Origin of the sequence: Pelomonas sp. CA6, assembly GCF_022549225.1 — a bacterium.
Lineage (GTDB): Bacteria > Pseudomonadota > Gammaproteobacteria > Burkholderiales > Burkholderiaceae_C > Roseateles.
The window spans coordinates 314,444-331,366 of the sequence record NZ_JAKZFD010000005.1 but is presented as its reverse complement, the minus strand read 5'-3'; the positions used below and the strand labels follow the sequence as shown (position 1 = coordinate 331,366).

General features: G+C 64.0%; 15 protein-coding genes and 1 tRNA gene. 4 read left to right on the top strand and 12 right to left on the bottom strand.

The window, feature by feature from the left end; all coding sequences use genetic code 11:
• Positions 1 to 217: 217 nt before the first annotated feature.
• The 4 genes from LZ017_RS11185 (at position 218) to LZ017_RS11170 (ending at position 4,455) form a co-directional block, all read left to right on the top strand.
• A complete protein-coding gene (locus LZ017_RS11185; protein ID WP_241396898.1) occupies positions 218 to 1,051 on the top strand; it encodes a hypothetical protein in 834 nt (277 codons plus the stop codon).
• 102 nt (positions 1,052 to 1,153) lie between these two features.
• On the top strand, positions 1,154 to 1,351 hold the full coding sequence (locus LZ017_RS11180; RefSeq protein ID WP_241396897.1) for an AlpA family transcriptional regulator: 198 nt from the start codon (positions 1,154 to 1,156) through the stop codon (positions 1,349 to 1,351).
• 355 nt (positions 1,352 to 1,706) lie between these two features.
• Positions 1,707 to 2,891: an inovirus-type Gp2 protein gene (locus tag LZ017_RS11175; RefSeq protein ID WP_241396896.1), complete on the top strand. Its 1,185-nt coding sequence runs from the start codon at positions 1,707 to 1,709 to the stop codon at positions 2,889 to 2,891.
• 619 nt (positions 2,892 to 3,510) lie between these two features.
• Positions 3,511 to 4,455: a DUF932 domain-containing protein gene (locus LZ017_RS11170; protein WP_374109910.1), complete on the top strand. Its 945-nt coding sequence runs from the start codon at positions 3,511 to 3,513 to the stop codon at positions 4,453 to 4,455.
• 121 nt (positions 4,456 to 4,576) lie between these two features.
• Here the strand turns inward: LZ017_RS11170 and LZ017_RS11165 are convergent.
• The 12 genes from LZ017_RS11165 to LZ017_RS11110 all read right to left on the bottom strand — a co-directional run bounded on the left by LZ017_RS11165 (position 4,577) and on the right by LZ017_RS11110 (position 16,791).
• A tRNA-Pro gene (locus LZ017_RS11165) sits at positions 4,577 to 4,653 on the bottom strand.
• Positions 4,654 to 4,687: 34 nt separating this feature from the next.
• On the bottom strand, positions 4,688 to 5,140 hold the full coding sequence (locus tag LZ017_RS11160) for a MerR family transcriptional regulator (protein ID WP_241396894.1): 453 nt from the start codon (positions 5,138 to 5,140) through the stop codon (positions 4,688 to 4,690).
• A 34-nt stretch (positions 5,141 to 5,174) separates the two neighbouring features.
• Positions 5,175 to 5,540: an integration host factor subunit alpha gene (locus tag LZ017_RS11155; protein ID WP_241396893.1), complete on the bottom strand. Its 366-nt coding sequence runs from the start codon at positions 5,538 to 5,540 to the stop codon at positions 5,175 to 5,177.
• Positions 5,541 to 5,550: 10 nt separating this feature from the next.
• A complete protein-coding gene (gene pheT, locus LZ017_RS11150) occupies positions 5,551 to 7,974 on the bottom strand; it encodes a phenylalanine--tRNA ligase subunit beta (RefSeq protein ID WP_241396892.1) in 2,424 nt (807 codons plus the stop codon).
• Between the two features lie 71 nt (positions 7,975 to 8,045).
• Entirely contained in the window at positions 8,046 to 9,089 is a 1,044-nt protein-coding gene (gene pheS, locus LZ017_RS11145; protein WP_241396891.1) for a phenylalanine--tRNA ligase subunit alpha, read from the bottom strand.
• A gap of 105 nt (positions 9,090 to 9,194) precedes the next feature.
• Positions 9,195 to 9,551 carry a 50S ribosomal protein L20 gene (gene rplT / locus LZ017_RS11140; RefSeq protein ID WP_241396890.1) on the bottom strand — a complete coding sequence of 119 codons (357 nt, stop codon included), beginning with the start codon at positions 9,549 to 9,551 and terminating at the stop codon, positions 9,195 to 9,197.
• 25 nt (positions 9,552 to 9,576) lie between these two features.
• Positions 9,577 to 9,780: a 50S ribosomal protein L35 gene (gene rpmI, locus LZ017_RS11135; protein WP_029001830.1), complete on the bottom strand. Its 204-nt coding sequence runs from the start codon at positions 9,778 to 9,780 to the stop codon at positions 9,577 to 9,579.
• A 256-nt stretch (positions 9,781 to 10,036) separates the two neighbouring features.
• Positions 10,037 to 10,582 (bottom strand): translation initiation factor IF-3, encoded by a 546-nt coding sequence (infC, locus tag LZ017_RS11130; protein WP_308194070.1) that lies wholly within the window; start codon positions 10,580 to 10,582, stop codon positions 10,037 to 10,039.
• Positions 10,583 to 10,675: 93 nt separating this feature from the next.
• Entirely contained in the window at positions 10,676 to 12,595 is a 1,920-nt protein-coding gene (gene thrS, locus LZ017_RS11125) for a threonine--tRNA ligase (protein WP_241396888.1), read from the bottom strand.
• A gap of 265 nt (positions 12,596 to 12,860) precedes the next feature.
• On the bottom strand, positions 12,861 to 13,376 hold the full coding sequence (locus LZ017_RS11120; protein ID WP_241396887.1) for a glycine zipper 2TM domain-containing protein: 516 nt from the start codon (positions 13,374 to 13,376) through the stop codon (positions 12,861 to 12,863).
• 105 nt (positions 13,377 to 13,481) lie between these two features.
• Complete coding sequence (locus LZ017_RS11115) at positions 13,482 to 14,582, bottom strand: patatin-like phospholipase family protein (protein WP_241396886.1); 1,101 nt, start codon at positions 14,580 to 14,582, stop codon at positions 13,482 to 13,484.
• A 1-nt stretch (position 14,583) separates the two neighbouring features.
• Positions 14,584 to 16,791 carry a TonB-dependent siderophore receptor gene (locus LZ017_RS11110; protein WP_241396885.1) on the bottom strand — a complete coding sequence of 736 codons (2,208 nt, stop codon included), beginning with the start codon at positions 16,789 to 16,791 and terminating at the stop codon, positions 14,584 to 14,586.
• Positions 16,792 to 16,923 lie beyond the last annotated feature (132 nt).

The window sequence follows — 16,923 nt, the reverse complement described above, 5'->3', positions numbered from 1 at the left end:
AAGCCAAACCCTCCAAGCGTAGCAGTGATTCGCCTGGATCAGCTCACACGTCGTGTCGATCTCGCGACCGTGTAGGCTTTGGCCTCCGAGTGGCCATCGTGGCATTGCCTGCGACGGGATGTAATCGTGGTAATCGCTGGCCTGCCTATTCCCCAGCGGCCTGAGCAACCGAAGGTGGGCCCCAGATGTGACGAAAATTAGTCTTCCCGAGTGCGATGTGATCAGTCCAAGCGACCTTGCGGCTTTGATCGCGCAGTCCATGGTGCCGTCACGCGTCACCCAGGAAGGAATGGAATGCATCCGCACCAGAACCGCAACCCTTTACTGTCCAGATCCACAGAACGGCGGTAAGGCGCGGCGCACGACTTTTGAGCAGTACCTCACTGAATCGGAAAAGCTTCTGATCGCGGGCCAACTCGCCGAACTTCCGGCAGTTCATGGCGCCATGAGCAAGTATCAGCAAGATGCCTTCCTCCGCAAGTTCAAACAGCTGAATCCTAAGCTCGAATGGGTGCCCGTTCTGAGGATTGGGAAGGACTCCAAAATAGAGACTCAGTCTCGTGATCTTGCTCGCATTGAACAGCTGAAGGCTATTCGCAGCGCCATCGAAGCTGGTGATTTGACTTTGGTGGGATCGGGCCATGTACCGGCCAATCACCCTGGGGCAGTCTTACCGATACTGCAAGCCAAGAGGTATCTTGAACGCTGTGGGTTCGAGGTGACTGATTCACGCGCAGCGGCGGCGCATATGTTCGGGAAGCTCTCTCACCGCAATTCACTTGACGCAGCCATCGAGGCGGCCGTCGAGGCTTGCCATGGCAGTATGGCCCTGGCCGAAGTCTGGCCCGTGCTTGTCGGGATGGCAATCGAGAGTCATCATGGCCTTAGCTACGACAGCGAAGACGCTGATTCAGCGCGACGTGCGCTCCCCAAGCACACCATCAGCTACGAAGGCTCCGATGGGGCCGTCGAAAAGCTGACACGGGAAGCGTTGCGAAAACGCTTGGACAGACGTGCTGAAGCCTTGGCAAGGCGATCGGCCAGGCAGTGAAGAAACGGAAGCGGACGTAAACGGACGCGTTTTCGAGAAGCGCCCACAGACTGAGCGGGCCTGGGCACAGTGGAGTCACCTTCACTGCAACGCCCTAGCGCCATGCTTACTATCCTCCGACTCCCTGCCGTCAAAAAGGCTACTGGCCTCGGCCGCTCCTCCATCTATGCCAAGCTCAAGATGGGCGGCGATCACTACGACCCGACCTTTCCTCGCCCGATCCGACTCGGCCTTGCTGCGGTCGGCTGGCGTTCTGATGAACTGCATGCCTGGCTGGAGTCTCGCCAGCGCGCTACATGAGTGCAGAGCGCTTACACACTGGCCCAGCCGCCCTGTACGCACTAGCCCAATTTGAACTGCTTCGGACCTCCAGGCACCTGGCTCGCCTGGAGGGGTCGAAGCACTCTGCTAGCTGGCGTAATTCGTTGGCACGTCAGTGCAGCAGTTGCTCAAGAAACGTGGGTATCGGCGGCACTCCTTCGTCAGACATCCAGGCAAAGATAGCGAGTGACGAATTCGGGTTATTAATGTTATTCAAGGTATTGAAGAACAACAGGGATTGGCAGCGTGCCGTTCAACGGCCACAACTGTAAAACCTTAGATCGCCGTGCTCGTAACACCCGACACCCTTTGCTGCAAATCATGAATACCGATAATGAAAGCCCCCTTCAAACCAATCCTCACCCATGGCTTATGGCCCCGACTGATTGACAATCCTGACTTCTTGGATCTCAGTGCCGCTCACTTCGAGGAGACCATCACACACCACGATGGCGAGGGCACGCGCATCGAGGTGACAGAGGAAGCGGCCGACGTGCGCCGCCTGGCCGAAATTCACAATTTCATCGAATACATCGCCAAGCACCCTGATGCCAAAGCTTATGCAACCCGCACCTCTAAGCACGGCAAGAAGACCAGCTACGGCACGGCCTTCGGGTTGCGTTGCCTCACCTTCCTTCGTACCGCTCAATTCCAGCCAGTACGAGGCATCCGTTACAGCGAGAACATCGAGCTGTTCATCAGCGCCTGCAACGAGCTTGGATTTCCGCTTGAGTGCAATGCATTGAGCCAAATTGTCCAGCCCTGGATGAATGCAAATGCATCGCCATCTCACCTCTATGGCATGCCCGCAGGCGAAGCGATCAACCGGCTTCTGCAGACCCTCCGAAAAGGGCTGAAATCTCGCAGATTCCAGCAGCGCAAAGCTGATAGAAAGATTCAGTCAGAGCGAAACTTTCAGGCTGGGTGCGATTACATCAACACCCTCTTTGAATGGAAGAAGCGTCTGCTGATTATCCGGGTTGATTTGCACTTCAGAAAAGAGGTTCTGCCAACGCTGACATACGATGAAATGGCTGGTCACATGCAAAGGTTCCTGAACAACTTCAGGCACACCAAATACGGCAAGGCTAAGCTTGGATTTATCCGAAAATTCGAAGATGGCCACTCACGAGGGCCGCACATCCATCTGCTTTTGATACTCGATGGCTCGGAGCATCAACAGCACGCCTTTATTGCCGAAGAGGTCGGAAAATACTGGGAGCAGGTTACGGACGGCAAAGGTTACTACTTTAGTTGTCACCGCAACCGGAGTGGCTACCTTTATCCAGCCCTTGGCATGATCGATCGAGATGACCACGAGAAGCGCCAGAACTTGATTCGTGCCGTCCGGTACCTGACCAAGTCTGAGCAGTTCATGAAAATCGAGGGTTTCCGCTGTTTTGGGAAAGGAAAGACGCCCACCCTCTCGAAAACCAAGCGTGGCAGGCCCGTGAAAAGCCATATGCGAGGCCAATTGGGCCAAACCTCCGCCCAAATTGACCTGAGCATCCCTTCCTAGAAGTTTTCAGTTGCATATATTTTTTCTGATGAGGCGCGAGGGATGTCGCAAATATCGCGCATCCTTTGCCTGATTCGATCTATGCAACCACTTTTTGGAGGTTATTCATGAGTTTGATTTGTCCGCGATGCAAATCGGGCCAGGTCGTGGCACTCGACCGAGCACAACTGCTGTGCGGGAACGTCGGCACCGTAGGCGGCACGGTCGCCGGTGCGGTTGGTGCGCTTTCAGGAGCGCGCCTAGGAGGAGCTGTAGGGGCCGTAGGAGGCCCTGTGGGCTTGCTGGTAGGGGGACTGGCTGGCGCAGTCATTGGCGCGCTCTGTGGCGGTCTTTCGGGCGGCTATGCCGGCCGTCGTGTCGGCGAGGTCATCGATAACCAGTGGCTCGACAACATGGAATGCCAGCGTTGTGGTCACAGCTTTTCCACTGACGCCCCTTGAGGATCCACCACGGTAGTCAGTGAGCCGTCCGACCCCGTCAGTTCGGCGTTTGTTCGCTTAATCAATTCAGACACCCTCGCACAAGGGCCGCCCTCCTGTTTGGAGGCGCGGCCCATTGTGCTGTGGGTCGTCAGTTCAATCAATCAAAGGAATCGCAAATGACTCATGGAATCACGCAGATGGCATACGTCGGCGCAACGCCGTGGCACGGCCTGGGCAATCGCCTGGCACCGCGTCAGCCGCTGGAGGTGTGGGCGACGCAGGCGGGGATGGACTGGAGCATCTGTGCCGCTCCCGTGCGCTACCAGGCTCCGGCGCGTGACGAGCAAGAACTGCTTTCATTCGAAGATCAGCAGGTGCTATATCGCAGCGATACGCACCTGGCCCTTTCCGTGGTCGGCGCCCGGTACCAGATCGTCCAACCCCTTGATGCGCTGGCCTTTTTTCGGGATCTCACCGAAGCAGCGGATTTCGAGCTGGAAAGCGCGGGCACGCTAAAGGAGGGGCGTCGATTCTGGGCCCTGGCTCGCACAGGCAAGGAAACGGCGCTGATGGGCAGCGATTCTGTTCGCGGCTATGTGCTGCTAGCCTCGTCGTGCGATGGCACGCTGGCGACCACGGCGACGCCCACTAGTATTCGTGTTGTCTGCAACAACACGCTCGCCATGGCTCTGAGGGACACCGAGGCTGCAATCAAGGTCTCACACCGAACAGTCTTCGATGCACAGAAGGTGAAACGTCAGATGGGACTCCTGGTGTCGCAGTGGGACGGTTTCATGCTGCAGATGCGTGAGTTGGCGCAGCGCAAGGTGCTTGATCAAGAGGCGAGCAAGTTCATACGTCTCGTGCTCGCTCCCGCAACGATGTCACAGGATGCCGGTGCCATCGGACGGCAGGAACGGGCCATGAAGCACGTTCAGGCGCTGTTCGACGGTCAGGGAAAGGGCGCAGAGCTGCAGGCCAGCAAAGGCACCGCCTGGGGCCTTGTGAACGCTGTGACGGAGTTCGTGGATCATCACCGTCGCGCACGCAGCAACGCATACCGTCTAGACAGTGCGTGGTTCGGCCAAGGTGCGGTCATCAAGGAACGGGCGTTGTCACAGGCGCTGCAGTTGGTGGCATGACATGCGCCTAGCCTGCTGCCGGTTTAGACCTGGGTTTAGACCTGATGCAGGCAGTGAGCCCAGAAAGGAAAAAGGACTTAGAGGCCGAAGCTTCTAAGTCCTTGATTTCTCTTCTTATTTTTGGTCGGGGTGGCGGGATTCGAACTCGCGACCCCTTGCACCCCATGCAAGTGCGCTACCAGGCTGCGCTACACCCCGACGAAGAAATAGATTCTATACCAATTTTTGAAGGCTACGCAAGAAGTGTCTCGCGAATCGCCAGCAATTCCTGCCGGACCTGCCCGAGGGACAGCCGGTCCAGCGGCACCGAGGCATGGGCCGCGCCCTGCCCCACGTCGGCCGCGATGGCACGCTCGACATAGGCGTGGCTGTCCTGGCGCGCCGCCTCGATCGCCTCGGCATGGAACTCCTGCGCCGCGGCGGCGGCATGGCCGGCCTCGGTGAGCTGGTTGCGCGCGCCGCTGATGGTGAAGCCCTGGTCGTACAGCAAGTCGCGGATACGACGGATCAGCAGCACCTCGTGGTGCTGGTAATAGCGCCGGTTGCCGCGCCGCTTCATGGGCTTGAGTTGCGTGAACTCCTGTTCCCAGTAGCGCAGCACATAGGGCTTCACGCCGCACAGCTCGCTGACCTCACCAATGGTGAAGTAGCGTTTGGCGGGAATGGCTGGAAGCGCTTTGTCCATCGAAATCAAGGGCTTCAGGTGGGGAGGTCAGACTCTACTCGAAGTCCTTCCCGGCGGGCACATCGCTCTGCACGGCCTCTTTCAATTTGTGACTCGCATGGAAGGTCACGACATTGCGGGCCTTGATCGGGATCGCCTCCCCGGTGCGCGGGTTGCGCCCGGGCCGCGGCGCCTTGCGGCGGATGTTGAAGTTGCCAAAGCCCGAAAGCTTCACTTCCTGCCCCTGGGCGAGGTTCTCGTGAATGATGTCGAAGAAGGCCTCGACCATGTCCTTGGACTCGCGCTTGTTGAGACCCAGCTTGTCGAACAGCAGCTCGGCCAGTTCGGCCTTGGTCAGCGTCGGCGTCTCCAGGCTGCCCAGCAGCACGCGGGCCTGGTCCTTCAGATCGTCCTCAGTCATTCCATGCTCCTCAGCCGCGCAGACGCGCCCCCAGCCGCTCGCCCAGGCTCGCGACCACCTTGGCCACCGCCTGCTCGATGCGTTCGTCGGTCAGCGTGTTCTCGTCATCCCGCAGTTCCAGGCGGACTGCCATGCTGCGCTCGCCCGCCGGCATCTCGGCCGTGGGCTGTGCGGGCTTGAAGACGTCGAACAGGCGCGCCGAGCGTACCAGGCTCTCGCCACTGTCCGCGATGGCCTGCATCAGCGCGTCGTGCGTCACCGCTTCGCCGACGATCAGCGCGAGATCGCGCTGCACCGCCTGCTGACGCGGCACGGCCTGGCCTTGCGGCAGGCTGCGCGCCAGCACGGCATCGAGTTCAAGCTCGAACACCACGGGCGCCTGCGGCAGCTCGTAGCCTTGGCGCCACTTGGGGTGCAGTTCGCCGACCACACCGATCGCGATGCTGTCCAGCAGCACGCGTGCGCTGCGGCCCGGATGCAGGGCCGGATGCTCGGCGGCTTCGAAACTCAGCACGCGCGGAGCGAACAGCGCCTCCAGATCGCCCTTGACGTCGAAGAAGTCGACGGCACGCTCGCGCGCCGCCCATTGCGGCGCATCCGCGGGGCCATAGGCCAGGCCGGCCAGGCGCAGCGGCTGGGCGATGCCGTTCACGCTCGCATCGCCCTGTTGCACGCGAGCATCGCGCAGGAAGACGCGACCGATTTCGAAGACACGCACGCGCGCGGCCTTGCGCGCCAAGTTGTGGCGCAGCACCTGGACCAGGCTGCCAATCAGGCTGGTACGCATCACCGACAGCGGCGCGGCGATCGGGTTGAGCAGGCGGATGGGCTCGGCATTGCCGGCCAGTTCGCGCTCCCAGCGCTCCTCGACGAAGCTGAAGTTGATGGTTTCGAAATAGTCGCGCGCCGCCACCGCATGGCGCAGCGCATGCACTCCGCGGCGCGATTCGGAGCGCGTCTTGGCCACCACTGGCGCGACCGGCGGCGTGGCCGGCAGGCGGCCATAGCCCAGCACGCGGATGACTTCCTCGATCAGGTCTTCCTCGATCTGCAGGTCAAAGCGCCAGCTCGGCGGCGTGACGGTGATCGTGCCCTCGCCTTCGCTGAAGCTCAGGCCCAGGCGGCGGAACACGCCGGCGCACTCGGCCTGCGTGACGGGCATGCCGATGACCTTGGCCGCGCGCGCGACGCGCAGCTGCAAGGGCTTGCGCTCGGGCAGCTGGGTGACCTGATCGGTGACCGGGCCGCATTGCGTCTGCGGCGTACCGCAGATTTCCAGGATCAGCTGCGTGATGCGCTCGATGTGCTCCACGGTCAGTTGCGGATCCACGCCACGCTCGAAGCGATGCCCGGCGTCGGTGGAGAAGTTGTAGCGGCGGCCCCGCCCCATTACCGCTTCGGGCCACCAGAACGCAGCCTCGACGTAGATGTTGCGCGTGGCGTCGGACACCGCAGTGGCGTCGCCGCCCATGATGCCGGCCAGCGACTCCAGGCCTTTCTCGTCTGCGATGACGCCCACCTGCTCGTCCACCTCGATGGTGTTGCCGTTGAGCAGCTTGAGCGTCTCGCCCTTGCGGCCCCAGCGCACCTCCAGGCCGCCGGCGATCTTGTCCAGATCGAAGATGTGGCTGGGTCGTCCGTACTCGAACATCACGTAGTTGGAGATGTCCACCAGCGGCGACACCGAACGCTGGCCGCAGCGCGCCAGCCGCTCCACCATCCAGGCCGGAGTCCGGGCCTGGGTGTTCACGCCGCGGATGATGCGGCCCGAAAAGCGACCGCAGAGATCCGCAGCCTCGATGCGCACCGGCAGCGTGTCCGCGAAGCCGGTGGCGATGGGCTCGATCGCCGGCGTCTGCAGCGGTGCGCCGGTCAGCGCGGACAGCTCGCGCGCGATGCCGTACAGGCTCAGGCCATGGCCCAGGTTGGGCGTGAGCTTGAGCGTGAAGATCTGGTCGTCCAGGTTCAGGAAGCGGCGGATGTCCTCGCCCACCGGGGCGTCGGCCGGCAGTTCCAGCAGACCGCCATGCTCGTCGCTGAGCTTGAGTTCGCGCGCCGAGCACAGCATGCCGAAGCTCTCGACGCCGCGCAGCTTGCCCTTGCCGATCTTGAAGGGCTTGCCGTCCTCGCCGGGCGGCAGCTCGGCGCCGATCGTGGCCAGCGGCACGCGGATGCCGGCGCGCGCGTTGGGCGCGCCGCAGACGATCTGCAGCGGCTCCGGGCCGCCCGCGTTGACCTTGCAGACACGCAGCTTGTCGGCGTTGGGATGCGGCTCGGCTTCCAGGATCTCGGCGACGACGATGCCGGTGAAGGGGGGCGCGGCGGGGCGCAGCTCCTCGACCTCCATGCCGGACATGGTCAGCAGGTCGGCCAATTCTTGGGTGGTGAGCTGCGGGTTGCAGAAGGATCGCAGCCAGGACTCGGGGAATTGCATGGGACTCTCTTCAGGCGTCTATTCGGGCGTGTTCGGGACAGGCGTGGCGGGCTGTGAGGTTCAGCGGTGCATCACTTGAACTGCGACAGAAAGCGCAAATCGCCCTCGAAGAACAGGCGCAAGTCGTTGACGCCATAGCGCAGCATGGCCAGCCGGTCGATGCCGGAACCGAAGGCGAAGCCGATGTAGCGCTCGGGGTCCAGGCCCATGTTGCGGATCACCTGCGGATGCACCTGGCCGGCGCCCGACACCTCCAGCCAGCGCCCCTTCAGCGGGCCGGACTCGAACATGATGTCGATCTCGGCGCTGGGCTCGGTGAACGGGAAGTAGCTGGGGCGGAAACGCAGCTGCAGCGCGTCGGTTTCGAAGAAGGCGGTGATGAAATTCAGGTAGACCGCCTTCAGGTCCTTGAAGCTGATGTTCTCGCCCACCCACAGCCCTTCAACCTGGTGGAACATCGGCGAATGCGTGGCGTCGCTGTCCACGCGGTAGGTGCGGCCCGGCGCGATGACGCGAATCTCGGGCATGGTGGCCTGCCCGGCATAGCGGCGGGCATGCGCCTGCGCGTAGCGGATCTGCATCGGGCTGGTGTGCGGACGCAGGTTGAACCAGCGCCCCTCCTCGTCCTTCATGTCGACGTAGAAGGTGTCCTGCATCGAGCGCGCCGGATGGTTCTCCGGGTTGTTCAGCGCCGAGAAGCTGAACCAGTCGGTCTCGATCTCCGGACCGTCGGCGACATCGAAGCCCATCGAGCCGAAGATGGCTTCGATGCGCTCCATCGCACGCGTGATCGGATGCAGGCCGCCGGTTCCGCGATTGCGGCCGGGCAGGGTCACGTCCAGCGCCTCGGCCTTGAGCTGCTTTTCCAGCTCGGCGTCGGCCAGCGCCTGGCGGCGCGCGCTCAGCGCCGCCTCGATGCCCTGCTTGAGCTGGTTGATCTCGGCGCCGCGGGTCTTCTTCTCCTCGACCGACAGGGCCGCCAGGCCCTTCATCAGCTCGGTCACCTGGCCGCTCTTGCCCAGGAACCTGGCCTTGGCGTTTTCAAGATCGGCGGGCGTGGTCGCGGCCTCGAAGGCCTCGCGAGCACTGTGCAGCAGGGTGGAAAGATCGTTCACGGCGCGACGGATGGAATGCGGAAAAAAGAAAAGGCCGAACACCGAGGTGTCGGCCTTTGAACGATGACGGGGCACCCCGGCCGAAGCCAGGATGCTGGACGATCATCAAGCCAGAGCGGCCTTCACCTTGGCGAAGATGCTGGCAAAACCAGCAGGATCGTTGACGGCGAGATCGGCCAGGACCTTGCGGTCGATGTCGATCTGGGCCTTCTTCAGGCCGGCCACGAACTTGCTGTACGTCAGACCCAGCTCACGGCTCGCCGCGTTGATACGGGCGATCCACAGCTGACGGAAGACGCGCTTCTTGGCACGGCGGTCACGGTAGGCGTACTGGCCCGCCTTCATCACCGCCTGCTTGGCGATGCGGAAGACGTTCTTACGACGACCACGGAAGCCCTTGGCCAGAGCCAGGACCTTCTTGTGACGAGCACGTGCGGTAACACCACGTTTGACGCGAGGCATGTTGTATCTCCTTCAGTTCGTGGGATTACAGACCAGCAAAAGGCAGCATCGCGGCGATGTGGCCCATGTTGGTCTCATGCACGTTCGCGGCGCCGCGGAGCTGGCGCTTGTTCTTCGTGGTCTTCTTGGTCAGGATGTGGCGCTTGAACGCCTGACCGCGCTTGACGGTGCCACCCGGACGAACGCGAAAACGCTTTTTCGCGCTGCTCTTGGTCTTCATCTTGGGCATGACTGCTCCTTCTTCATACGTCCCTCCAGGCGGCTGCGGGGTTCGCAGCACTTGCGGTGCCTGCAGGAGACTAATAAGCCCGCCGACGACCAGATCGACGGGCTTGAACCTTGCAACAGCGCAGGGCATTTCTGCCGCTCGCCGGGCCACCCCGAAGAGCAGCCAGTTTGCAAATCCAAGCGGGCCATGACCCGCTTGGATTTGCGCCCCCTCGGGGGCGGGCCCGTGTATCCCGCGGGCCAGGGGCGTCACGACATCAGCGCTTCTTGGGCGCCAACACCATGATCATCTGACGACCCTCGAGCTTGGGCATGTGCTCGACGACCGCCACATCCGCCAGTTCGTCACGGATGCGCTCCAGCATGCGCATGCCAATGTCCTGGTGCGTGATCTCGCGGCCGCGGTAGCGCAGCGTGACCTTACCCTTGTCGCCATCCTCTGCAATGAAGCGGCGCAGGTTGCGCATCTTGATCTGGTAATCGCCTTCGTCGGTGCCGGGGCGGAACTTGACTTCCTTGACCTCGATCACCTTCTGCTTGGCCTTGGCCTCGGCAGCACGCTTCTGCTCCTGGTACTTGAACTTGCCGTAGTCCATCAGGCGGCACACCGGCGGGCTCGCCGTGGCAGCAATCTCGACCAGGTCCACGTCCAGTTCACCGGCCATGCGCAGCGCTTCTTGAATGCTCACGATGCCGATCGGCTCGTTCTCGGGACCATTCAGACGGACTTCGGGGGCGGTGATTTCGCGGTTCAACCTGTGCTTGCGCTCAGGAATCGCACGACGGTCAGCAAACGTAGCGATGGTATTTACCTTTCAGCGGGGGCCCAGGCAACAGGCCCCATCAAGATGAACAAAGCAAAGCGCGCCCGACACAGGCCTGCTCTGAGCACAGACTCAGAGCTTGTTCGCGATGGTCTCGGAGAGCTTCATGGAGAAGTCCGCCAAGGACATCACGCCCAGATCCTGGTTGCCACGGGCGCGCACTGCCACAGCGCCATTCGCCTTTTCCTTGTCGCCAACGACGAGGATGAACGGCACCTTTTGCAGGGAATGCTCGCGGATTTTATACGTGATCTTTTCGTTGCGCAAATCGCTCACCACCCTAACTCCTTGTTTTTGCAGTGAATTCGCGATTTCCGCGACGTAATCCGCCTGCGCATCGGTGATATTGGCCACCACCACCTGCACCGGCGCCAGCCAGGTAGGCAGTGCACCGGCGTGCTGCTCGATCAGGATGCCGATGAAACGCTCCAGGCTGCCGACGATGGCCCGGTGCAGCATCACCGGGGTCTTGCGCTGACCGTCCTCGTCCACGAACTCCGCCTGCAGGCGCTGCGGCATGTTGTGGTCGATCTGGATCGTGCCGCACTGCCATTCGCGGCCCAGGGCGTCCTTGAGCGCGTACTCGATCTTGGGCGCGTAGAAGGCGCCCTCGCCATGGGCGATCTGGAACTCCACGCCGGACTGGCGCAGGCTGTCCATCAGGATCTGCTCGGTGCGGTCCCAGTAATCGTCCGTGCCGATGCGCTTCTCGGGCCGCGTCGCGACCTTGTAGACGATCTCGGTAAAACCGAAGTCCTTGTAGACCTTCTGCAGCAGCGTCGTGAACGCGGCGCACTCGGCCAGGATCTGGTCTTCGGTGCAGAAGATGTGGCCGTCGTCCTGCGTGAAGCCGCGCACGCGCATGATGCCGTGCAGGCCGCCCGTGGGCTCGTTGCGGTGGCACTGACCGAACTCGCCGAAGCGCAGCGGCAGGTCGCGATAGCTCTTGATGCCGTGCTTGAAGATCAGGATGTGACCGGGGCAGTTCATCGGCTTGAGCGCGTAGTCGCGCTTCTCCGACTCGGTCGTGAACATGTTGTCGCGGTACTTGTCCCAGTGGCCCGTGGCCTCCCACAGGGTCTTGTCCAGCAGCTGCGGGCCCTTGACCTCCTGGTAGCCGTTGTCACGGTAGACGCGGCGCATGGCCTGCTCGACTTCCTGCCAGATCGCCCAGCCCTTGGGGTGCCAGAACACCACGCCGGGCGCGTGCTCGTCGATGTGAAACAGGTCCAGCTCGCGGCCCAGCTTGCGGTGGTCGCGCTTCTCGGCCTCCTCCAGCATGAACAGGTACTTCTGCAGGTCCTCCTTGCTGGCCCAGGCCGTGCCGTAGACACGCTGCAGCATCTCGTTGCGGTGGTCGCCGCGCCAGTAGGCGCCGGCCACCTTCATCAGCTTGAAATGCTTGAGCTTGCCCGTCGAAGGCACGTGCGGGCCGCGGCACAGGTCGGTGAAGCCGCCCTCGGCATAGAGCGACACATCCTCGCCCTGCGGGATGGAGGCGATGATCTCGGCCTTGTAATGCTCGCCCAGGCCCTTGAAATAGGCCACCGCCTCATCGCGCGGCAGCACGCTGCGCACCACCTTCTCGTCCTTCTTCGCCAGCTCGGCCATCTTCTTCTCGATGGCGGCCAGATCCTCGGGCGTGAACGGGCGCTTGTAGGCGAAGTCGTAATAGAAGCCGTGCTCGATCACCGGACCGATGGTGACCTGGGCCTCGGGGAACAGCTCCTTCACCGCATAGGCCAGCAGGTGGGCCGTGGAATGGCGGATGACTTCCAGGCCGTCGGCGTCCTTGTCGGTGACGATGGCCAGTTGCGTGTCGGCGTCGATGAGGTGGCTGGTGTCCACCAGGCGGGCGGACTCGCCCGACCCCACGCGTCCGGCCAGCGCGGCCTTGGCCAGGCCGGCGCCGATGGAGGCGGCAACTTCCGCCACCGTGACCGGCTGCGCGAACTCGCGCTTGGAGCCGTCGGGCAATTGAATCGAAATCATGGGAAGAACTCCGGAGTCAGCGGGGGCGCCGCATCGCGCAGCAAGGGCATCCCCAGAAAGCAAAAAGCGCGGCCGGTTGCCGCGCTTTGTGGGTGCTGGGAATTCCAGCGGACGTCAGAAACTGAGCGCAACAAGCCGCGGCCGATCAAACCTCACAGAAAGGGGTCGTAGTCCGCGGTGTCATAACCAATGCGCCTTTCCCGGTCCTTGTTGGTGGAAGAGGCGCCGATTGTACGGGAAGCGCCACGGCGCCGGAAACCGGTGATCAGTAGCCGCGCTCCAACCGGCCGTTGACGATACGCACCGGGTCGCCCACCCGCAGCCCGTCCAGCCGTTCGACCTCAAACGCGACCTGCTCGCGGTCGGCCGTCTGCACCCAGACGCGGTAGCGGCCGCCGCGCGGGGCCGACTGCTGGCGCTCCATCTCATTGCCAATCAGCGCGCCGCCCAACGCACCAATCACCGTCGCCGCCGCCCGGCCGTTGCCGCGTCCGACCTGGTTGCCCAGCACGCCGCCGACGACGCCGCCCACCAGCGCGCCAGCGCCGCTGGCCTGGCTGCCACGCCCGTCGCCCACGGCCTCAATCGCCTGGACCCGGCCCTGCTGCGCCGGCGCGCTGTAGGCATAGCCCCCGTAGCCAGACCCGTAGGAAGAGCCGTAGGGCGCGCCACCATAGGCGGGCTCATAGGACGAACCGTAAGCACTCGAACGATGGTGATGGGCGCAACCGCCCAGCGACAGGGCCAGCGCCGTGACGGGAATCCAGATCCAGCCTCGCATAAGACACTCCAGCGCCCTCGCGAACCGGACGGCGCCCCCAGTCAACGCACCAGGGAGGCCGTCGGTTGGCCCGGGCCGCGGGGTCTTACCGATGCTTACCCGCGGCTACAGCGGCAAGACGTCGAGATGCGGCCGGTTGCAGGCTTCGGCCAACTCGTCGGCGAGGCGCTGCGCCTCGCGCACCGCGCGCAGCCAGGCGCGCGCGCGCGCCTGAATGTCGTCGCCGTAGCGCTGGAAGTCCGCCCGGTCGGGCAGCTTGCCGTTGGGCAGCTGCCGCACCCAGTCCGGATCGGGCACCAGCAGCACCACGTTGTCCAGAAAGCCGCTGGGCCGGTGGCGATGCCTGAGCCCCTTGTCCAGCCATCCGGGGATGACCTCGCGCTGGAAATGCGGGTACAGCACCAGGCCCTCGCCGACCATCGCCGCGTAGTTCAGGTGCAGGTGGTAGTCGGTGATGCCGCCGTCCCAGTAGGCGCCGGCCGGCGCGCCGGCAATGTCGTGCACCGCCCGGAGCCAGAACGGGATGGAGCAGCTGGCCAGCACCGCCGCCTGCAGATTGCCGGGGTCCAGCGCGACCTGGCGGCTGCGGTAGTCATGCAAGGGCATGGGCAGCGGCGCGCGCGGATCGGAAAACACCACCCGCTCCAGCCAGCCCCCCATCGCCGAGCGCGACCACGCATTCGCGGCGAACGCCCCCGCATAGCCCAGCGGCGTGCGCAGGCGCCCCTCGCGACGCAGCAGATGCCGGCCGCGCGAGGTGAAGACATGCAGCCGCAGCGAGGGGTGCGACAGCATCACCTGCTCGCGTCCGCCAAAGACCTCGTCGAGCTTGGCGGCAAAGCCGCGCGTCACCGCCGTGGCGTCCGGCATGCGGCCCGGCGCGCTGTCGTAGCGCTGGTGGGCGTACTCCTGGGCCAGGCGTTCGAACTCCCGTTCGACATCGTCCGGGTTGCGCGTCAGGCAGGCGGTGGCCATGCGCCAGGCGCCGATGGAAGCGCCCAGCAAATGAAGCTCCCGCCCCGGCTGCGCCGCAGCGGGCAACCAATGGCCGAACAGAAAGCGGTCCAGCGCGTTGAGCACCAGCCCCTTGGGTCCGCCCGCGGCCGCCGGGATCACGCGCACGTCCGACGCGCGCAGCCCCTGCTGGCGCAGGCGCTCGCGCGCCTTCGGGCCCGCGAGGATCTGCAGCGCGCGTCCGCCCGTCATGTCAGAGCTTGAGCTCCAGCCCCAGGCCCACCCAGCTGCGGCCACTGCGCTCGGTGCGCGTGAAATCGCCGGCGCTCAGGCGCGTGACCGACTGCCCGTCCAGCGGCGCGAAATTGCCCACCGACAGTCGCATCGAAGCCTTGGGGTTGAAGATCCATTGCGCGAACAGATCGATGGAGCGGCTGCGCGACTGGTCCAGCCACTGCCCTTGCGTCTGACGCGTGGTGTAGCCCGGCGTGAAGTTCAGGTTGCCGCCGACCAGCAGCGGCATGCTGCTGAAGCGGTAGTCCAGGCCCAGGTTGCCGGACCAGGGTTGCTGTCCGTCCAGGCGGTTGTCGGGGCCTTCCAGTGCATCCACACGCGAATGATAGAAGCTCACCGAACCGCGCAGGTTAAGCGCGGTCTTGGGGTCGAACAGCGCGGGCATCAGCTCATTGGCACGGCCCTTCAGCTCCAGCTCCAGGCCGCTGGTCTGCGCGCGCGAAAAGTTGACCGGCCGAGACACCCAGCGCGGCGCGCTCGCGAAGCTGGGGGTTTCCAACGTGACCGCGTTGCGGATCAGGTTGGTGATGCGGCGATGGAACAGGCCCACGCTGAACATGCCGCCGCCGTTCATGTACTTCTCGTAGGCGATGTCCAGGCCGGTGGCCAGTTCGGGCTTGAGCAGCGGATTGCCCACGCGGTCCGGCGACAGCTCCTCGTTGGTCACGCTCGAGTCGGGATACTTGCCATTCAGTGCATAGCGCGACAGCAGCGCGCCCAGATCGGGTGCCTTGTAGCTGCGCGTCAGGCTGGCGCGGATCATGTCGCGACCCTTGGGGTCCAGCTTGTAATTGATGTGCCACAGCGGCGTCAGCACGCTGGAGACGTTGCGCACCGATTCGCTGCCACCGCGGCTGCTCGTCGCGATGCGCTCGTAGCGCAGACCCAGGTAGGTGGACCACTGCGGCGACACCTCCCACTCGTCCTGCACGAAGAAGGCCTGGCGCTCGATGCGTGCGCCGAAGGGCTCGCCGTCGAAGTCGGGCAGCTGGTTCTGGCCATTGGCCAGCGTCGTGGTCCGGGTCTCGTCGCGCTTACGCCATTCCAGGTCCCAGCCCACGGCCAGGCTGTGGTCCTCGCCCAGCAGCTGGCTGTACTTGCCGGCCTGGGTCAGGCTGCGGTCCTGGTTGTCGCCCACCGAATGAACGCGGGGCAAGCCGCTGCGCAGGTTCAGGTTGTTGAACGTGCCCCGGGCGTCCTGGATGCCGGCCTTGAGTTCGATGCTCTGGCTGTCGCTGAAGCGGTTGTTGTATTGCAGGTTGCCGCGCAGCATCCGCCAGCTGCCCTTGTTGTCGGCATCGTCCTCGGGATTGGGCATGCCCACGGGTAGCGAATTGTTGTAACGCACCCGGTTGTTCCACTGGCCCTTCTGCGCGAAGCCCTGGAAGTTCAGCGTCTCGTCGTCGTTGCGGCGCCAACTGATGCGCGGCGCGGTGTTGAAGCCATGGCCCCAGTTCAGCACCTCGCCCTGCTGCGTGATGCTGGAGGGCTGACCGTCCGTGCCCTTGGCGTAGCGTTCGGTCACGGACTCGTTCAGGCTGCGCCACTCGAACACCGACACCGGCACGGAGACCGACACCGGCCCCAGCTTCTCACCCAGCGTGAAGGTGGCCGAGGGCGTGGGCCGGTCGACGTTGTAGCCCAGGCCCAGGCGCAGGTCGCGCTGCGACACGCGCGGGGCGTCCTTGAGGATGATGTTGATCGCGCCGGCCACGGCCTGCGCGCTCTTGTCGGCCGTCGGCCCCTTGGTGACTTCGATGCGTTCCACCTGGGCCGGATTGAGCTGGTCCAGCTGGAAGCCGGGCGGCGCCGGGTCGCCGTTGATCAGGATCAGCGTGTAGCCCGCGCCCAGCCCACGCATGCGCGGCGCGCCGCCGGCCACGTTGACGCCCGGCAGGCGCTTGAGCACATCGGCCACGCTGGTGTCGCCGTACTTGTCGAGTTCGTCACGGCCATAGATTTGCTTGGCCACCTGGGACTTGCGGCGCAGCTCGGTGTCGCTCTGCTGGCGGGAGTTCAGCTCCACGCGGTCCAGCCGGTTGCCACCCGCACGCGACGCGGATTCGCTGCCCACGCCCGGGGGGACGTCTTGGGCCCAGGCGGCATTGAGGGCGGCGGTCAGCAGGCACAGCGGGACGCAGGTTCCGGCAAGGGTTCTCGGTTTCAATCCAGACTCCATCTGATTCCATCGGCGCACCGGGCGCTTCCCGGCACTGGAGCGGCACGATAGCCAGGCCCTCCCGGCCCGTCGCAACAGATGCGACCAAACGCAAAAATGGGGGCGCCAACGGCGAGCGCC